This window comes from Burkholderia sp. 22PA0099 (assembly GCF_047497165.1).
GTDB lineage: Bacteria > Pseudomonadota > Gammaproteobacteria > Burkholderiales > Burkholderiaceae > Burkholderia.
In genome coordinates this window covers 1,194,048-1,210,045 of the sequence record NZ_CP163164.1, presented here as the reverse complement: position 1 = coordinate 1,210,045, position 15,998 = coordinate 1,194,048, and the positions used below count along the sequence as shown (strand labels likewise).

The window sequence follows — 15,998 nt, the reverse complement described above, 5'->3', positions numbered from 1 at the left end:
CGCGTATGCACGCCCCGCTCGGGGCGCCGTGTGTCACGCATGCCGCGGCACGAAGCGGTACGGGCGGGTCGACAGCGATGAGTGCCCTGCGGCGGCCGGTGGGCGCGGTCGCACGGCTGTTCTCCGTGAAGTTGATTGTCGGAATCACGCTGCCATATGCGAACGCAGGGCACTCATCGCTGTCCGCCCGCTGTCCGATCCCCCATCAAGGACACGCTCATGAACACCCGCACCCTCGCTTCGGTGGCGCTCGCCTGCGCGGCCGCCACTTCCACCCTGTCCATCGCTTCCGCTACCACGGTGCCCGCTCCCATGCCCCTGTCACCCCACATCAACCACACGCCGATCACCAGTTCCGCGCCCACGCGGCTGCCGCCGAATGTGGCCGCGATCGTCAACCATGTGCCGATTTCGCAGCACCGCCTCGACGAGGCCGTCAAGGCCAGCGGCCAGGCCGATACGCCGGTGCTGCGCGAGCGCCTCAAGCGCCAGATGGTGGTCGGCCAGCTCGTCGAGCAGGCCGCCGAGCACGACGGCTACGACACGCGGCCGGAAGTGCTGGCCGTGGCGGCCCGCGCGCGTTCGCAGGCCGCCGCCGATCTCTATTTGAGGGAGCATGCGCGGCCCGAGCAGGTCACGGCCGAGCAGGTGATGGCCAGCTACCAACGACTGGTGGCCAGCGCCGGGCAGTTCGAATATCACCCGCTCGTGATCGCCGTGGGCGATGCCGCCACGGTGCAGGCCGCGCAAGCGGAACTGCGCGGCGGCGCCGATTTCATGGCGGTGGCGCAGAAGTACAACACCGCCGCGAACGGCGGCGTGACCACGCCGCTGTGGCTGAAGACGCCGCTCGTCGACGGCCACACCGGCGGCTTGCCGCTCGCGCTGGCGCAGCAGATCGTCTCGATGGACAGCGGTGCCGTCAGTGCGCCGATCGCGCTCGGTGGCGCCTATGTGATAGTCCGCCTCGACGACAAGCAGCCGACCGTGGTGCCGACCTTCGAGCAAGCCTCCCCGGTGCTGCGTCGCAACCTCGAAGTGGCCGCGCAGACGCACGCTTCGAGCGCGTTGATCGAGCGGCTGATCGCGCAGGCCACGATCGAGCAGTAAGCCCCCGCGCGCGGCGCGTTCTGCGCCGCGCCATTCGAATCGTTCCTGTCAGCACGCGTCAAACTGGCAATACCGCCGCTTCGGCGGCCAGTGCGGCCTGCACCGCATCGCGTTGACCGACGCGCGCCATGAAGCGCGCAAGCGCCGGCCATCGTGCGATGTCGATCGAGAACGCCGGCAGCCACGTCAGCACCGTGTACAGGTAGGCGTCGGCCACGCCGAAGGTTTCCATCAGGTAATCCCGTTCCGCCAGCGTGGCGGCCAGCAGATCGAGGCGCTTGAACAAGCGCGCCTCGATCTGCGTTGTCACGCGCTCGGGCAGTTCGCGGTCGAACAGCGGGCTGCAACCGGCGTGGATTTCGGTGCTGATGAAGTTCAGCGTTTCCTGGAGCCGCACGCGCGCCCAACTGCCGTTCGGCGGTGCGAGTCCGGCCTCGGGCTTCAGGTCGGCCAGATACTGGACGATCGCCGGGCCTTCGGTCAGCACCTCGCCGTTGTCGAGCGTCAGCGCGGCCACATAGCCCTTCGGATTCACGTCGAGAAAGCTGCCGCCTTCGGCGGTACGCTTGCTGCGGTTGTCGACGCGGACGAGTTCGAACGGCAAGCCCAGTTCCCGCAACACGATGTGCGGCGACAGCGAGCAGGCGTGCGGAGCGAAGTAGAGTTTCATGGCGCGGCATCCTTCATTTGACGGGGTATCGGCGTGCATCCGGCGTACAGGATCGCAACGATTCGACGGCCCGGCAAACGACATCTCGCGTGCTAGGATATGAAAAATTCTCATGCCGGCCCGCCCGGCGCCGCTTTCTTCCCTCTCCCTCCGCACGCACGTCATGGCAGGCAAGCTTCCTTCGCTGAACGGCCTGAAGGCCTTCGAATGCGCGGCGCGCCATATGAGTTTCACGCGGGCCGCCGCCGAACTGAACGTGACGCAAACCGCGGTCAGCCACCAGATCAAACGTCTCGAAGATGAACTCGGCGTGCGGCTGTTTCTGCGCCTCAAGGAACGGCTCGAACTGACCGTGCCGGGGCAGGCCTACCTGCAAGGCGTGAGCCTCGCGTTCGCGCAACTGCGCTTCTCGACCGATCAACTGCGCGCCGGCACCGATGCGCCCACGCTGACGCTGTCCACGCTCGCGAGCTTCGCCTCGAAGTGGCTGCTGCCGCGCCTCGGTGCGTTTCGCGCGGCGCATCCGGGGATCGATCTTCGCGTCGGCGCGTCGACCGATCTCGTCGATTTCGCGGCGGGCGGTGCGGACGCGGCGATTCGCTACGGCAGCGGCGACTGGCCGGGCCTGCGCTGCGACCGCCTGATGGACGACGAGATTTTCCCGGTGTGCAGCCCGGCCTTGCTGGCCGGTCGCGATCCGCTTACCGAGCCGGGCCGGCTTGCGCGGCACACGCTGTTGCAGGTGGGCGGCATGACGCACGACGATTGGCCCGTCTGGCTCGCGGCGGCGGGTTTGCCGACCGATCTCGCGGGCCGCTCGTGCGAGCGGCTCGATTTCGATCTCGCGCTGCTGGCCGTGCAGGCGGCCGTGGATGGCCTCGGCGTCTGCATCGGGCGGCGTGCCTACGTGGAAGACGATCTGCGGGCGGGGCGCCTGGTCGCGCCGTTCGACACGCGCGTGGCGACCGGGCGCGGTTTTTATCTCGTGTCGCCGCCCGAGCGGGCCGACAGCCGCGCGGTGGCGGCGTTGCGTGAATGGCTGATCGACGTGGCGGCGGCGTGACCCGCTAAACCGGCCACACCCCCGAACTGCCGCGCCGGTGACTCTCGACCAGATGCGTATCGACGATGCCGATCGCCTCCATCAACGCGAACATCGTGGTCGGGCCGACGAAGCGGAAGCCGAGCTTGCGCAACTGCTTGCTCAACGCGGTGGATTGCTCGGAGACGGTCGGCACCTCGGCCATGGTGCGCGGCGTGGGCGTGAGCTCCGGCTTGAACGACCAGACCAGCTTCGCGAGGCCGCCCTGGTCGCGCAGCGCGAGCGTGGCGGCGGCGTTGCCGATGGTGGCGAGGATCTTGGCGCGATTGCGGATGATGCCGGCGTCGGCCATCAGGCGTTCGACGTCGGCATCGGTGAAGCGCGCGACGCGCTCGGGATCGAACCGCGCGAACGCCGCGCGGAACGCCTCGCGCTTGCGCAGGATGATCGCCCACGACAGGCCCGACTGAAACCCTTCCAGGCTGATCCGCTCGAACAGCCCCTGTTCGTCGCGCACGGGCATGCCCCATTCGGTGTCGTAGTAGGCGCGCAGCATCGGATCGCTGACGGCCCAGGGCGGGCGCATCAGGCCATCTTCGCAGCGCACGGCATCGGTGGGTTTGTCCTTGCCGGGGGGGCCGGCGGGGGCGGTGGCGCGTTTCGCATCCATGGCGGGGAGGGGCGGGCATTGATCGAAGCGGCCAAGCCTAGCATGGCCTTCGCCGCCCCGGATTGCGGACTTATGGGTGGATGGATTGGCGCTCGGGCAGGAACCAGTTCATCAGCAGCGCGCACAGGCCGCCGGTGGCGACACCCGAGGCCAGCACGTTGCGCAGCGCTTGCGGCAGGCTGGTCAGGATCTCCGGCACCTGCGCGACGCCGAGCCCGAGCGCCAGCGACACGGCGATGATCAGCAGCGCGCGGCGGTCGAGCGCGACGCCGGCCAGGATGTTGATGCCCGAGGCGGCCACCGCGCCGAACATGACCATCGCCGCGCCGCCGAGCACCGGCTCCGGCACGGCCTGCAGCACGCCGGCCACGGACGGGAACAGCCCCAGCACCACCAGCATCGCCGCGATCCAGATGCCCACGTGGCGGCTTGCGATGCCGGTCAGCTGGATCACGCCGTTGTTCTGCGCGAACACCGAGCTGGGGAACGTGTTGAACACCCCCGCGATCAGCGAATTGACGCCGTTCACGAGCACGCCGCCCTTGATCCGCTGCATCCACAGCGGCCCTTCCACCGGCTCGCGCGACACCTTGCTGGTGGCCGTCACGTCGCCGATCGCTTCGAGCGAGGTGACCACGTAGATGATCAGCATCGGCACGAACAGCGACCACGAGAAGCCGAGCCCGAAATGCAGCGGCGCGGGGATCTGGAACAGCGCGGCCTCGCGCGCGCCGGTGAAATCGAGGCGGCCCATCGCGGCGGCGGCCAGATAGCCGATCGCCAGCGCGATCACCAGCGCCGTGCTGCGCACCCACGCCACCGGCACGCGGTTCAGCACGACGATGGTGCCGAGCACGAGGCACGACAGCGTCAGGTTCTGCACGCTCGCGAACGTGCCCTTGGCCATCGCGCCGTAGCCGCCGCCCATGCTGATCAGGCCGACCTTGATCAGCGTCAGGCCGATCAGCAGCACCACGATGCCGGTCACGAGCGGCGTGATCAGCCGCTTGATGAACGGCAGGATGCGCGACACCGCCATCTCGACGAACGAGCCGGCGATCACCACGCCGAAGATCGCCGCCATCACCGTTTCGACCGGCGTGCCCTGCTTGACCATCAGGCTGCCGCCCGCGATCAGCGGCCCGACGAAGTTGAAGCTGGTGCCCTGCACGATCAGCAGCCCCGCGCCGAGCGGGCCGAGGCGGCGGCATTGCAGGAACGTGGCGATGCCCGAGATCACCAGCGACATCGACACGATCAGCGTGGTGTCGCGGGTCGGCACGTTCAGCGCCTGGCAGATCAGCAGGCCCGGCGTGACGATCGGCACCAGGATCGCGAGCAGATGCTGGAGCGCGGCGACGAACGCGACGGCCGGCGAGGGGCGATCGTTCGGGCCGTAGACGAGATCGTGGGCAGGGGCGGGGGCGTTTGCGCCGGAATGTGCGGGTTGCATCGCTCGGAAGGCCGCTCGAAAGAAGGAAAGTGCGCGATTTTAACGGTTCCGGCGCGGGCGATCGATCACCCGCGCCGCCGCGCCGTGCCGTGCCGTGCCTTTCCGGATGCAACGTCAATCCTCGTCGCGGTGGCCCGGCTTCAGGTGGTCGGGCACCACCAGCAGCAGCGCCTGCATGTCGACGCCTTGCAGCGGGCCGCCCGGCTTCATCATGTCCAACGCCTTGCCGACCGTGTCGGTGATGAACGCGCCTTCCTCCGGCGGCAGCTTGCCGGCCTCCTGCATCAGCTCGTGCACCAGCGGCTGCCAATGGCTCGGCGGGGTGTTCGCCATCATGTCGGGCATCCAGCCGGCCATCGTGTCGAGCACGATGGCCGTTTCGTGGGGCGTGCGCATGTCGGGCGGCACGTGCGCGAGATGGTTCATCACGGCGCGCATGTTGGCGGCGGCATCCTGGCCGGCGCCGGGCGAGTCGGCGAATTCCGGGTGGAACGCGTTCAGGGCCAGGCCGTTCAGCACCTGCATGCGGTCTTGCGGCGGCAGCAGGTGGACCTGATCGCTGATCGCGCGGAATGCCGACTGGTGCGCGCCGCGCGAATCGACCTTGTTCAGCATCTTGGCCAGATCGCCGAGCAGCACCGCGCGCTGGGCCAGCGGCGTGACGTGCTGCGCGGCCGCGATCGCGCCGTGCACGTCGCGCGCCTTGAGCGTGTTGGGGGGCATCGATGCGATCGTCTTGCAGAGCGTCTGCACGGCTTGCTCGGCCACGGCGGCCCGTTGCGCCGGGGGCAGGTCGGGCAGGCTCACGTGGCCCGCGTTGGCCTCGCTGATCGGACGGCTGCCCATCAGCTGCAGCAGGTCGTCGATGTGGGCGGCCGGGTCCGGCGCGTAATTGCTCATCACGTTGAGCTGGCCCGCCCACAGGTGGGCGTTCTGCACCGGGTCTTGCGGCAGCGCCGTGTAGGCCGGCGGCGCGTCGCCGGCGGGCGCCAGATCCTCCTGGAGCAGCGCGGCGAGGTCGTTGTCGGGGCGTGGTTGAGCGGCCGCCGGTGGCGCGCCTTGCGGACGCGTGGCGTGCGGAATCGGCGGCGGCGCGCTTTGCGGGCGCGTGGCGTGCGGGATCGGCGGCGGTGCGCCTTGCGGGCGCGTCGCGTTAGGAATTGGCGGCGGCGCGCCTTGCGGACGCGTGGCGTGCGGGATGGGCGGCGGTGCGCCTTGCGGACGCGTGGCGTTTGGAATCGGGGGCGGTGCGCCTTGCGGACGTGTGGCGTTGGGAATCGGGGGCGGCGTGCCTTGCGGACGCGTCGCGTTGGGAATGGGCGGCGGCGTGCCCGACGGACGCGGACGTGCGGGAAGCGGGGGCGGTGTGCCGGGCGGACGCGATGAGGCCGATGGCGGGCGCGGCGGCGAACCGGGGCGCGGCGGCACGGCCGGTGCGGCCGATTGCGATGCCGTGGGGCTCGCCGACGCGGTGGCGGCGGCCGATTCCGGGCGCTGCTGCATGGCCGGTGCCGAATCCTGCGAATCCGGCTTGGATTCTGCCTCCTGCTTGGGCGGCGTCGGCGTGGCGGTCGTTTTGTCTTCCGCGCCCGCCTTGCCTTCCGAACCTGCCAGCAGCGCGGCCATGTTCGCCGGCATCGACAGTTGCGCGTGATCGCCCGATGACGACGCTTCCTCACGCGCCTCGCTGCCCGCCTTCGCCTGCCCCGCGCCGGACGTCTTGGCACGCTGGGGCCGCCGCACCGCGCCGAGCCGTTGCAGCGTGACCGAACCGGATGCCTGCTGGCTTGCCGCGCCGGTGGGCGTTGGCGTCGGCGCGCCGGCATGCCCGTTGCCCGGGCCGGTCGTCGGCGTGGACGGCCGGTCGATTCTGGACGAATTGTTCAGCGAGTTGAGGGGCATCGGGCGTGATTCCGGTAAAGAGCCGGGTGGCGCGGTCTCGCCCGGCCGATGCGTTCGATGCAATCGAGGCGGGGCGCGGCAGTCCGGCGTCTTGCGGCGAGACAAGTTCGGTGACTTAACACGTTTAACCCGGCCGCGCGCCTCGCGCCGGCCGAAAGCCGAACCCCGATCCCGAAACCCGAAGTTTCCCGGCAGCCAGGCTCGACCCGCCGACCGCCGACCGCCGACCGCCGACCGCCAACCGCCAACCGCCAACCGCCAACCGCCAACCGCCAACCGCCAACCGCCAACCGCCGACCACCGACCCGCCAACCCGCCAACCCGCCAACCCGCCAGAATCGCGCCCCCGAAACCCCTCAGACCACCCCAGTCGTCATCGGCAGCGCCTTCACCCCACGCAGCGTGTTGCGATGACGCCATTCGAGCGCGTCGAGGTTCACCGGCTGCAAGTTCGGGAAGCGCGCGAGCAGCGCGCCGATCGCGATCTCCATTTCCATCTGCGCGAGCCGCGCACCGAGGCAGTAATGGATGCCGCCCGCGAACACCGGCGCGGCCTTCGCATTCGCGCGCCGGATATCGAACCGGTCCGGCTCGGGGAACACGGCCGGATCGCGGTTGGCCGAACCGATCAGCATGAACACCATCGTGCCGCGCGGCAGGATCTGGCCGGCCACCTCGATATCGTCGAAGCTGGCGCGCACCGTCAGTTGCACCGAGCTGTCGTAGCGCAGGCATTCGGCGATCGTCGACGGCAGCAACGCCGGGTCGCCGCGCAGCTCGGCCAGGCTGTCGGGGTGGCGGAACAGCGCGATCATCGCGTTGCCGAGCGCGTTCGAGGTGGTTTCGTGGCCGGCGATGAACAGCAGCATGACGTTGGCGATCACTTCCTTTTCGACGAAGGTCTCGCCTTCGTCCTCCACGCTCAACAGCGCCGAGATCAGGTCGTCGCCGGGCTGGCCGCGCCGCGCCGCGATCACGCCCTCGAAATAGCGTTCGAGCGCGAGCGCGCCTTCGTTGGCCTCGTTCAGCATGACCGCATCGAGCGGCGCCAGCTCGAACGCGGCGGCCATGCAACTGGCCGCGTGGCCGAGCCGCGTGCCGTCGTCGAACGGGATGTCGAGCAGGCGGCAGATGATGTTCAGCGGCAGCGGCTGCGCGTATTCGGCCACGAAGTCGAACGCGGGCTTGGCGGCGATCGCGTCGAGCAGCTCGTGCGTCGAGACCTCGACGATCTCGCGCAGGCTTTCGACCTGCCGCGCGTTGAACGCCTTCATCAGCAGCGTGCGCAGGCGTGTATGGCTCGGCGGATTCATCATCAGGAACATCCGGCTCAACATCTGGAACACCGGCATGTCGACCTTGTCGTCGCCGTAGCGCACGCGCACGCTCTCCAGATAGGTGCGGCCGGCGCGGCGCTCGCGCAGCAGCGTGTCGATCACGGCGTAGTCGCCGGTCACGCGCGCGTTCGGCGCGATTTCGAGCAGGGGGCCCTTGGCGCGCAACTGCGCGTAGAGCGGATACGGATCGGCGAAGAACGCCGGCGACGAAAACATCGAAAAATTCATGGAATGGGCAGGCGCGGAGGGGGACGGTGACCTCTATAACACCAAGCCGGGCCGATTTATTCCATCGTCACATCAATTTTCGTATGGCAGGCCGGCGCTTCGCATGGCGTGCGTATCCCGCATCGCGGAACCGCGCCACGCACCCCGCCATTTCCGCCGTGCCCGACGACATCCCCGCTTGTAAAAACCGCCCGCGCGGATTCCGCCGCGAATCCGGAGCAGTGCAGCATGCGTCGCAAACCTTTGCCGGACAAGGCTCGCCGGCTGTCGCCCGAGCGGGCCTGCGATTTGCTGCGCAGCCCCCATGCCGCCTCGCGCACGACCGTGCGAGGCGATCCTGCCCTGGAGTGCCGTGCGATGTCCGAAGTCATCCTGTTTCCGTTGCCGCCCGATCCGGCCGCTGCCGCGCGCCGCATGCTGGCGTGGCTGGCCGCCCTCGTCATGCCGCGCACCACGAACCGCGACGACGAGGCCGACGGCCGCCCGGCCCCGCCCGGCGGCGCGCGCGCTCACGATGCGAACGACGGCCCCGGGCGCGAGGCCGAGGCGCACGACGGGGGCGGAGGCGGCCGCCGCGACGGGCCGCGCGACGGCGACGACCGCCGCCACACCGGCGGCGATGGCGATGGAAATGGCGGCGGAAATGGCGATGGCGGCCGCGACAGCGGCAAGGCCCGCGACGGCGATGGAAAAGGCAACGACGGCAACGGCAACGGCGACGACAACGACGACGCCCCCAAACGCAAACGCCCCGGCAAGAAGCCGCTGATCATTCTCGCGATCGTGGTGGTGGTGCTCGCGATCGGCGCGCTGGTCTGGTGGTTCCTGACGCGCAACGAGGTCAGCACCGACGACGCCTATACCGACGGCAACGCGATCACGATCGCGCCGCATGTGTCCGGCTACGTGACGCGCCTGAACGTCGACGACAACCGCTTCGTGCATCGCGGCGACGTGCTGGTGCAGATCGATCCGCGCGATTACCGCGCCCAGCTCGAATCGGCCGACGCGCAACTGGGGCTGGCGAAGGCGCAACTCGATTCGGCGCGCGTGCAGCTCGACATCGCGCGCGTGCAGTACCCGGCGCAGTACGCCCAGGCGCGCGCGCAGATCGAATCGGCCGATGCGGCCTACAAGCAGGCGCAGGCCGCGCAGCAACGCCAGCACGCGGTGGACGCCCGCGCCACCTCGAAGCAGCAGGTGGACGCGGCCGACGCGCAACGCGCCAGCGCCGATGCGAACGTGGCGATGGCGCGCGCGCAGGCCCGCACCGCCGCGCTGGTGCCGCAGCAGTTGCGCCAGGTGGAGAGCACCATCGAGGAGCGCCGCCAGCAGGTGCTGCAAGCACAGGCGCAGCGCGATCAGGCCGAGTTGAACCTGTCCTATTGCGAGATCCGTGCGCCGTCCGACGGCTGGGTCACGCGCCGCAACGTGCAGCTCGGCGCGTTCCTGCAAACGGGGGCGTCGCTGTTCTCGCTGGTCACGCCGCGCGTGTGGATCACGGCCAATTTCAAGGAATCGCAGCTCGAACGGATGCGCATCGGCGACAAGGTGGACGTGTCGATCGATGCCTATCCGAGCCTCGACCTGCACGGCCACGTGGACAGCATCCAGCTCGGCAGCGGCTCGCGCTTCTCGGCGTTCCCGGCCGAGAACGCCACCGGCAACTTCGTGAAGATCGTGCAGCGCGTGCCGGTGAAGATCGTGCTCGACGGCACGCCGCCGAACAATCCGCCGCTCGGCCTCGGCCTGTCGGTGACGCCGACCGTGCATCTGCCGTGAGCGCCGCCATGCCGCTGTCTTCCCTGTCTTTCCTGCCGTTTCTGCCATTGCGTCGCGAGGATTGCCGATGAGCACCGCCCACCCCGCCGCCAACGAGCGCGCCTGGCGGCCCGCCGCGAACCCCTGGCTGATCGCGATCGCCGTCACGCTGGCGGCGTTCATGGAGGTGCTCGACACCACCATCGTCAACGTCGCGCTGCCGCACATCGCGGGCACCATGTCGGCCAGCTACGACGAGGCCACCTGGACGCTGACCTCGTACCTCGTCGCCAACGGCATCGTGCTGCCGATTTCCGGCTTCCTGGGCCGGCTGCTCGGGCGCAAGCGCTACTTCGTAATCTGCATCGCCGCGTTCACGGTGTGCTCGTTCCTGTGCGGGATCGCCACCAACCTCGGCCAGCTGATCGTGTTCCGCATCCTGCAGGGCCTGTTCGGCGGCGGTCTGCAGCCGAACCAGCAATCGATCATCCTCGACACGTTCCCGCCCGAGCAGCGCAATCGCGCGTTTTCGATTTCGGCCATCGCGATCGTGGTCGCGCCGGTGCTCGGGCCGACGCTCGGCGGCTGGATCACCGATACGTTCTCGTGGCGCTGGGTGTTCCTGCTCAACGTGCCGGTGGGGATCCTGACGGTGCTGGCCGTGATGCAACTGGTGGAGGACCCGCCGTGGCGGCGCGACGGCGAGCGCGGCATCCGCATCGACTACATCGGCATCGGCCTGATCGCGATCGGGCTGGGCTGCCTGCAGGTGATGCTCGACCGCGGCGAGGACGAGGACTGGTTCGGCTCGAACTTCATCCGGATCTTCGCGGTGCTGGCGGCGGCGGGGATCACCGGCGCGATCCTCTGGCTGCGCTACGCGAAAAAACCGGTGGTCGATCTCGCCTGCCTGCGCGACCGCAATTTCACGCTCGGCTGCGTCACCATCGCGATGTTCGCGGCCGTGCTGTACGGCAGCGCCGTGATCGTGCCGCAGCTCGCGCAGCAGCAGCTCGGCTACACGGCCACGCTGGCCGGGCTGGTGCTGTCGCCCGGCGCGATCCTGATCACGATGGAGATCCCGATCGTCAGCAAGCTGATGCCGCACGTGCAGACGCGCTACCTGGTGGCCACCGGCTTCGTGCTGCTGGCCGCGTCGCTCGCCTATTCGCGCATCCTGGTGCCCGACATCGACTACCGGCACCTGATGTTGATCCGCTGCGCGCAATCGATGGCGATCGGCTTCCTGTTCGTGCCGATCACCACGCTCGCCTACCTGACGATCCCGCCGCGCCTGAACGACGACGCCTCGGCGCTGTTTACCATGTTCCGCAACGTGGCCGGCTCGATCGGCATTTCGGTGTCCACGGCGATGATCCGCGAGCGTGCGCAGGCGCGCATGGCGCACCTGTCCGAGCACATGTCGCCGTTCTCGCAGAACTTCCAGGACGCCTTGCAGCGCAACGCGCAGCAAATCACCGCGCTGACCGGCGCGTCGCCTTCGGCGGCGTTGCAGACGGCGAACGGGCGGCTCTACGAAACCTTTGTCTCGCAGGCCACGATCCTCGCGTATATCGACGTGTTCGCGATTCTCGCGATCTTCTGCGCGGCCTGCATTCCACTGACATTCCTGTTCACGCCGGCGAAGGCGGCGGGCGGACCGGGAGGACATTGACGATGAGGCACGGCATGAACCTGCGCGCGATCGCCGCCGCCGCTACTGCGGCCATGGCCGGATGCGCCCTGCTGGGGGCCTGCACGGTAGGGCCGGATTTCAAACCGCCGCACGCCAACGCGCCGGCGCAGTGGCACGACCTGGGCGTGGCGAGTGGCGCGGAACCGAACGCGGGAGCATCGGCTTCCGCTTCGGCACCGGCTTCGGCACCCACCTCGACCACCAACGTCGCCTCCACCCCCGTGGTCGATGCCGATCCGGACCCGCGCTGGTGGCGCGCGTTCCACGATCCGCTGCTCGACCAGTTGATCGAGCGCGCCGCGCACGACAACCTCGACGTGCGCACGGCCGTGACGCGCATCGCCGAGGCCCGCGAGCAACTGCATCAGGCGGCGGCGCAGGGCCTGCCGAACGTGCGTGCGACGGCCAGCTACCAGCGCGAGCAACTCGGCGTGAAGGGGATTCTGGAGGACGAGGGCATCAACGACCGGATCGACAGCCTCAGCGCGCCCGGCTCGGCGCTGGCCGGCGCGGTGCCGGGCGGCGGCGCGGCGGTGCGGCAGGGTGCGCAGAGCGCGCTCGATTCGATCTCGTCGCCAACCAATCTCTGGCAGGCCGGCTTCGATGCGTCGTGGGAACTCGACCTGTTCGGCCGCGTGCGGCGTTCGGTGGAGGCGGCCGGCGCGCAGGCGCAGGCCGCGGTGGCCGGCCGCGACGACGCGCTGCTCTCGCTGGAGGCCGAGGTGGCGCAGACCTACCTCCAGTATCGCGGCGCGCAGGCGTTGCGCGCGCTGACACTGTCGCTGGCCGATTCGCAGCAGCAGTTCCTCGACCTGACGCGCGAGCGCGCCGCGCACGGGCTGACCAGCCAGCTCGACGTGCGCAGCGCCGACGCGCGGCTCGCGCAGATTCGCGCGCAACTGCCGCAATACGAGCAGCAACTGGCGACCTTGCGCAACGGCCTGGCCTATCTGGTGGGCGGCGCGCCGGGGGCGCTCGACGACGTGCTCGACGCGTCGGGCGCATTGCCCGCGCTGCCGCCCACGGTGCCGGTCGGCATGCCGTCGACGCTGGCGCGCCGGCGGCCCGACGTGCGCCGCGCCGAACTCGACCTGCACGCGGCCACCGCCGAGGTCGGCGTGGCGGTCGCGCAGTTCTATCCGGATATCTCGCTGACCGGGCAGATCGGCCTGCGCTCCACGCACGCGCGCGAGCTGGCGCAGTGGTCGCATCTGTTCTACTCGGCCGGGCCGGCGATTTCGTTGCCGATTTTCCAGGGCGGCGCGCTGATCTCGAACCTGCGGCTGTCGAAGGCGCAGCAGAAGGAGGCGGCGCTGGCCTACCGGCGCGCGGTGCTGGTGGCGCTGCGCGACGTGGACAACGCGCTGGCCGTCTATCGCACCGATCAAGGCCGGCGTGCCGCGCTCGACGACGCGGCGCAAGCCGAGCGCGGCGCGCTCGATCTCGCGAACGACAGCTATCGCAAGGGGATCGTCACGTATCTCGACGTGCTCGACGCCGAACGTCAGTGGTCCGAATCGCGCCAGCAGGCGGTGCAGGGCGAATTGCAGGCCACCACCGATCTGGTCGCGCTGTACAAGGCGCTCGGCGGCGGCTGGCGCACCGGCGACACGCGCGAGGTGGCGACGGGCGGCACGCCGCCCGAGGCGGCCGGAAGCGGGAGCGGAGACGGAAGCGGGACCGGGGGCGATGCGGCGGCGCATTGACCGTCAGGCGCCAGGCCGCTCGTTCGAAGCGGAGGCCCGGCGGATGGCCCGCGCCCGCTTCTGCCCGTTACTCCTTGACCGACCAGCTCGCGCCGCCGTGGCTGTCGCGCACGAAGGCGTCGATGGCATTTTCCACGGGATCGGGGCCGTTGCCGGCGCGCGCGGTCCAGGCCAGTTCGAAGCGGCGGCAGATCGCGCCGGTGGCGGCGTGGCATTGCGTGCCGGTCAGCCGGATGCGGCAGCGCAGGCCGCCGAGCCGATCCAGCATGATCGTGGTGCGCGGCGTGTCGCCCGCGTCGCCGCGCGTCTCGTCGATCGACAGCCACGCGTGACGCCGGTGCGGCAGGTGCAGTTCGAGCCGCTTCAGGCCGACCAGCACCGCCAGCCCCAGCGCCGTGCCGAGCCCGGCCAGCACCAGTTGGCCGCCGCCCGCGCACAGGCCGATCATCGTCACGAACCAGAGCGTGGCGGCGGTGGTGATGCCCTTCACCAGCCCGTCGCGGCGCAGGATCGCGCCCGCGCCGATGAAGCCCATGCCCGACAGGATGCCCAGCGGCAGGCGCATCAGGTCGAGCACGGCGAACGACTGCGCGCCCTTGCCCGATTGCATGAGCAGCGCGTTGACCTCCAGCATCGCCAGGCACGCGGTCAGACACACCAGCATGGTGGTGCGCAGGCCGGCGGCCTTGCCCGATTCCCCGCGATTCAGGCCGATCAACAGGCCCGCGACGAGACAGACGGCAAGCCGGGCGGCGATATCGGCGAAATCGAGGACGAGCGGCATCGGATGCATGGGCGAGAACCTGTTGCGAAGAGATAGCGTTGTTCGCGCAAGGGGCATGCCCATCGTGGCTTCGCCCCGAAGCTTGCCGGCACGGCAGCCGCCCACGAAAAAAGGGCGCCGCGCAAGACGACGCCCATCGAACGCCTCGCTGTCGACACGAGGCGGCAGCGGCGCCGGAGCGCCGCCTGAGAGACTAGTTCGGCCCGCGCGGGTTGCGCACCGGCGAGCGCAGGCCCAGCTCCTCGGCGAAGCTGCGCGCGCGCGAGGCGGGGGGCGCGTTCAGGCCTTCGTAGTGGCGCACCACCTGCGCCTCCCACACGGCATCGGCGGAACTGAGCCAGCCGTTCAGGTCGAGTTGCGGCGCGCTGCGCACGGTGGCGGCCGGCGCCGCGATCATCAGCGTGGCCGCCTCGGTGTCGAGCGTCACGTAATCCCACGGCACGGCCGCGAGCTGGCGCACGTGCGCCAGTTCGGACGTCGGCGCGAGCGCCACCAGCGCGTAGGCGATGCGGCCGGTGCGCAGGTCGAGGATCGCGTCGCTGACATGGCCGATCGCCTCGCCATCCGAGGTGCGCGCGATGGTGCCGTCGAGCAGATGGGCCAGCGCGGAGCCGCGGTGGGCGTAGCGCGCGTCGGGATGCACGGCGTCGCGTTCGGGTTCGGGACCAAGGGGAATCATGCGGGCCTCCTGTTCAAATCAACGATGACGGGATGAAGTTGCCTCGGGCGCGGCCGCATCAGCGCGGCTGCGAGACGTAATCGAGTGTTTCGCCGATCGCGCTGCGCGCCGACACGTCGCAACGCGTGGCCACATCGCCGATCGACACCATGCCGACCAGCCGCAGGTCGGGAGAGATCACCGGCATGCGGCGCATTTGCGTGGACGCCATGCGTTGCAGCACGACATCGACGGCTTCGTGTTCGCGGCAGGTCGCGATCGGCACCGAGGCCACTTCGCGTACGCTCGCGCCGCCGTCCTTGCCCGAGGCCAGCGCGCGCGTGACGAGGTCGCGGTCGGTCACCATGCCGACCACGCGCGGGCCGTCGCACACGGGCAGCGCGCCCACGTCGTGTTTCGCCATCAGTTGCGCGGCGTGATGAATCGTGTCGTTCGGCGCGACGTGCACGATGTCCTGCGACATGATCTGGCGGATGCGTTGCATCGCGGTCTCCGTTGTCGGGCTGGTGAACAACAGGACTATGCAAGGGCCGTGCCGGGCGGTGAAATGCTTCGAAACGCCCTGCATTGCGTTGAAAAACCGTCAGCCGCCGCGCTGAGAGGCACAACGGCACGAACGATTTACAAGCGATGGTAAGGATTGCGTGGTACCGCCGGATACGGGGGCGGATTATTTCGGATGCCGCATGATGGGAAATCGGCCAGGACACCGATAAGTTTTCGTGCGATGCTTGGCATCCCGAAACGCGCGGAAATCGCCGCCGGGTGATCGGGTACTGTCGCGAAATGATGTGCTGCGCGCGGCTTCGATCGTTTTGCCGGCCGGCACGATCATGTAAAGATGCCGATCGGGAATTGATTTTTACAATGTGTTCGCGCTACCCAAATAGAAATAACTGATCGCAAGCCGCGGCGCGATCTGCTTTCCTTTAGGCTGTGCTTGTTCTTTCACCGATTGCG

General features: G+C 69.4%; 13 protein-coding genes. 5 read left to right on the top strand and 8 right to left on the bottom strand.

The genetic code is table 11. The features are described from left to right. The first annotated feature begins 219 nt into the window (after window positions 1–219). Window positions 220–1,110 (top strand): peptidyl-prolyl cis-trans isomerase, encoded by an 891-nt coding sequence (locus tag AB4851_RS05265; RefSeq protein ID WP_414448736.1) that lies wholly within the window; start codon window positions 220–222, stop codon window positions 1,108–1,110. Window positions 1,111–1,168: 58 nt separating this feature from the next. Here the strand turns inward: AB4851_RS05265 and gstA are convergent, their stop codons facing one another. Then, window positions 1,169–1,780 carry a glutathione transferase GstA gene (gene gstA / locus AB4851_RS05260; RefSeq protein ID WP_414448735.1) on the bottom strand — a complete coding sequence of 204 codons (612 nt, stop codon included), beginning with the start codon at window positions 1,778–1,780 and terminating at the stop codon, window positions 1,169–1,171. A 163-nt stretch (window positions 1,781–1,943) separates the two neighbouring features. Between gstA and AB4851_RS05255 the strand changes: the two genes are divergently transcribed. Beyond that, window positions 1,944–2,843, top strand: coding sequence for a transcriptional regulator GcvA (locus AB4851_RS05255; protein ID WP_414448734.1), 900 nt, complete (start codon window positions 1,944–1,946; stop codon window positions 2,841–2,843). Window positions 2,844–2,847: 4 nt separating this feature from the next. On the opposite strand, the gene AB4851_RS05250 is transcribed toward AB4851_RS05255, so the two are convergent. The 4 genes from AB4851_RS05250 to AB4851_RS05235 all read right to left on the bottom strand — a co-directional run bounded on the left by AB4851_RS05250 (window position 2,848) and on the right by AB4851_RS05235 (window position 8,412). Continuing rightward, a complete protein-coding gene (locus AB4851_RS05250; protein ID WP_414448733.1) occupies window positions 2,848–3,492 on the bottom strand; it encodes a DNA-3-methyladenine glycosylase I in 645 nt (214 codons plus the stop codon). A gap of 70 nt (window positions 3,493–3,562) precedes the next feature. Next, window positions 3,563–4,945, bottom strand: a complete 1,383-nt coding sequence (locus tag AB4851_RS05245; protein ID WP_414448732.1) for a uracil-xanthine permease family protein — start codon at window positions 4,943–4,945, stop codon at window positions 3,563–3,565. A 114-nt stretch (window positions 4,946–5,059) separates the two neighbouring features. Further along, window positions 5,060–6,847 carry a hypothetical protein gene (locus AB4851_RS05240; protein WP_414448731.1) on the bottom strand — a complete coding sequence of 596 codons (1,788 nt, stop codon included), beginning with the start codon at window positions 6,845–6,847 and terminating at the stop codon, window positions 5,060–5,062. 356 nt (window positions 6,848–7,203) lie between these two features. Then, window positions 7,204–8,412: a cytochrome P450 gene (locus AB4851_RS05235; RefSeq protein WP_414448730.1), complete on the bottom strand. Its 1,209-nt coding sequence runs from the start codon at window positions 8,410–8,412 to the stop codon at window positions 7,204–7,206. Window positions 8,413–8,769: 357 nt separating this feature from the next. Between AB4851_RS05235 and AB4851_RS05230 the strand changes: the two genes are divergently transcribed. The 3 genes from AB4851_RS05230 (at window position 8,770) to AB4851_RS05220 (ending at window position 13,575) form a co-directional block, all read left to right on the top strand. Next, the gene (locus AB4851_RS05230) at window positions 8,770–10,194 is read left to right on the top strand and encodes an HlyD family secretion protein (protein WP_414448729.1); all 1,425 of its coding nucleotides are present in this window, start codon (window positions 8,770–8,772) and stop codon (window positions 10,192–10,194) included. 67 nt (window positions 10,195–10,261) lie between these two features. Continuing rightward, window positions 10,262–11,848 (top strand): DHA2 family efflux MFS transporter permease subunit, encoded by a 1,587-nt coding sequence (locus AB4851_RS05225; protein WP_414448728.1) that lies wholly within the window; start codon window positions 10,262–10,264, stop codon window positions 11,846–11,848. A 14-nt stretch (window positions 11,849–11,862) separates the two neighbouring features. Next, window positions 11,863–13,575: an efflux transporter outer membrane subunit gene (locus AB4851_RS05220; RefSeq protein ID WP_414449136.1), complete on the top strand. Its 1,713-nt coding sequence runs from the start codon at window positions 11,863–11,865 to the stop codon at window positions 13,573–13,575. Window positions 13,576–13,642: 67 nt separating this feature from the next. Here AB4851_RS05220 and AB4851_RS05215 read toward each other — a convergent pair whose 3' ends face one another. The 3 genes from AB4851_RS05215 to AB4851_RS05205 all read right to left on the bottom strand — a co-directional run bounded on the left by AB4851_RS05215 (window position 13,643) and on the right by AB4851_RS05205 (window position 15,522). Next, window positions 13,643–14,368, bottom strand: coding sequence for an MgtC/SapB family protein (locus AB4851_RS05215; protein ID WP_414448727.1), 726 nt, complete (start codon window positions 14,366–14,368; stop codon window positions 13,643–13,645). 184 nt (window positions 14,369–14,552) lie between these two features. Further along, window positions 14,553–15,038, bottom strand: coding sequence for a PRC-barrel domain-containing protein (locus AB4851_RS05210; RefSeq protein WP_414448726.1), 486 nt, complete (start codon window positions 15,036–15,038; stop codon window positions 14,553–14,555). 58 nt (window positions 15,039–15,096) lie between these two features. Next, window positions 15,097–15,522, bottom strand: coding sequence for a CBS domain-containing protein (locus tag AB4851_RS05205; protein WP_414448725.1), 426 nt, complete (start codon window positions 15,520–15,522; stop codon window positions 15,097–15,099). Between the last annotated feature and the right edge of the window lie 476 nt (window positions 15,523–15,998).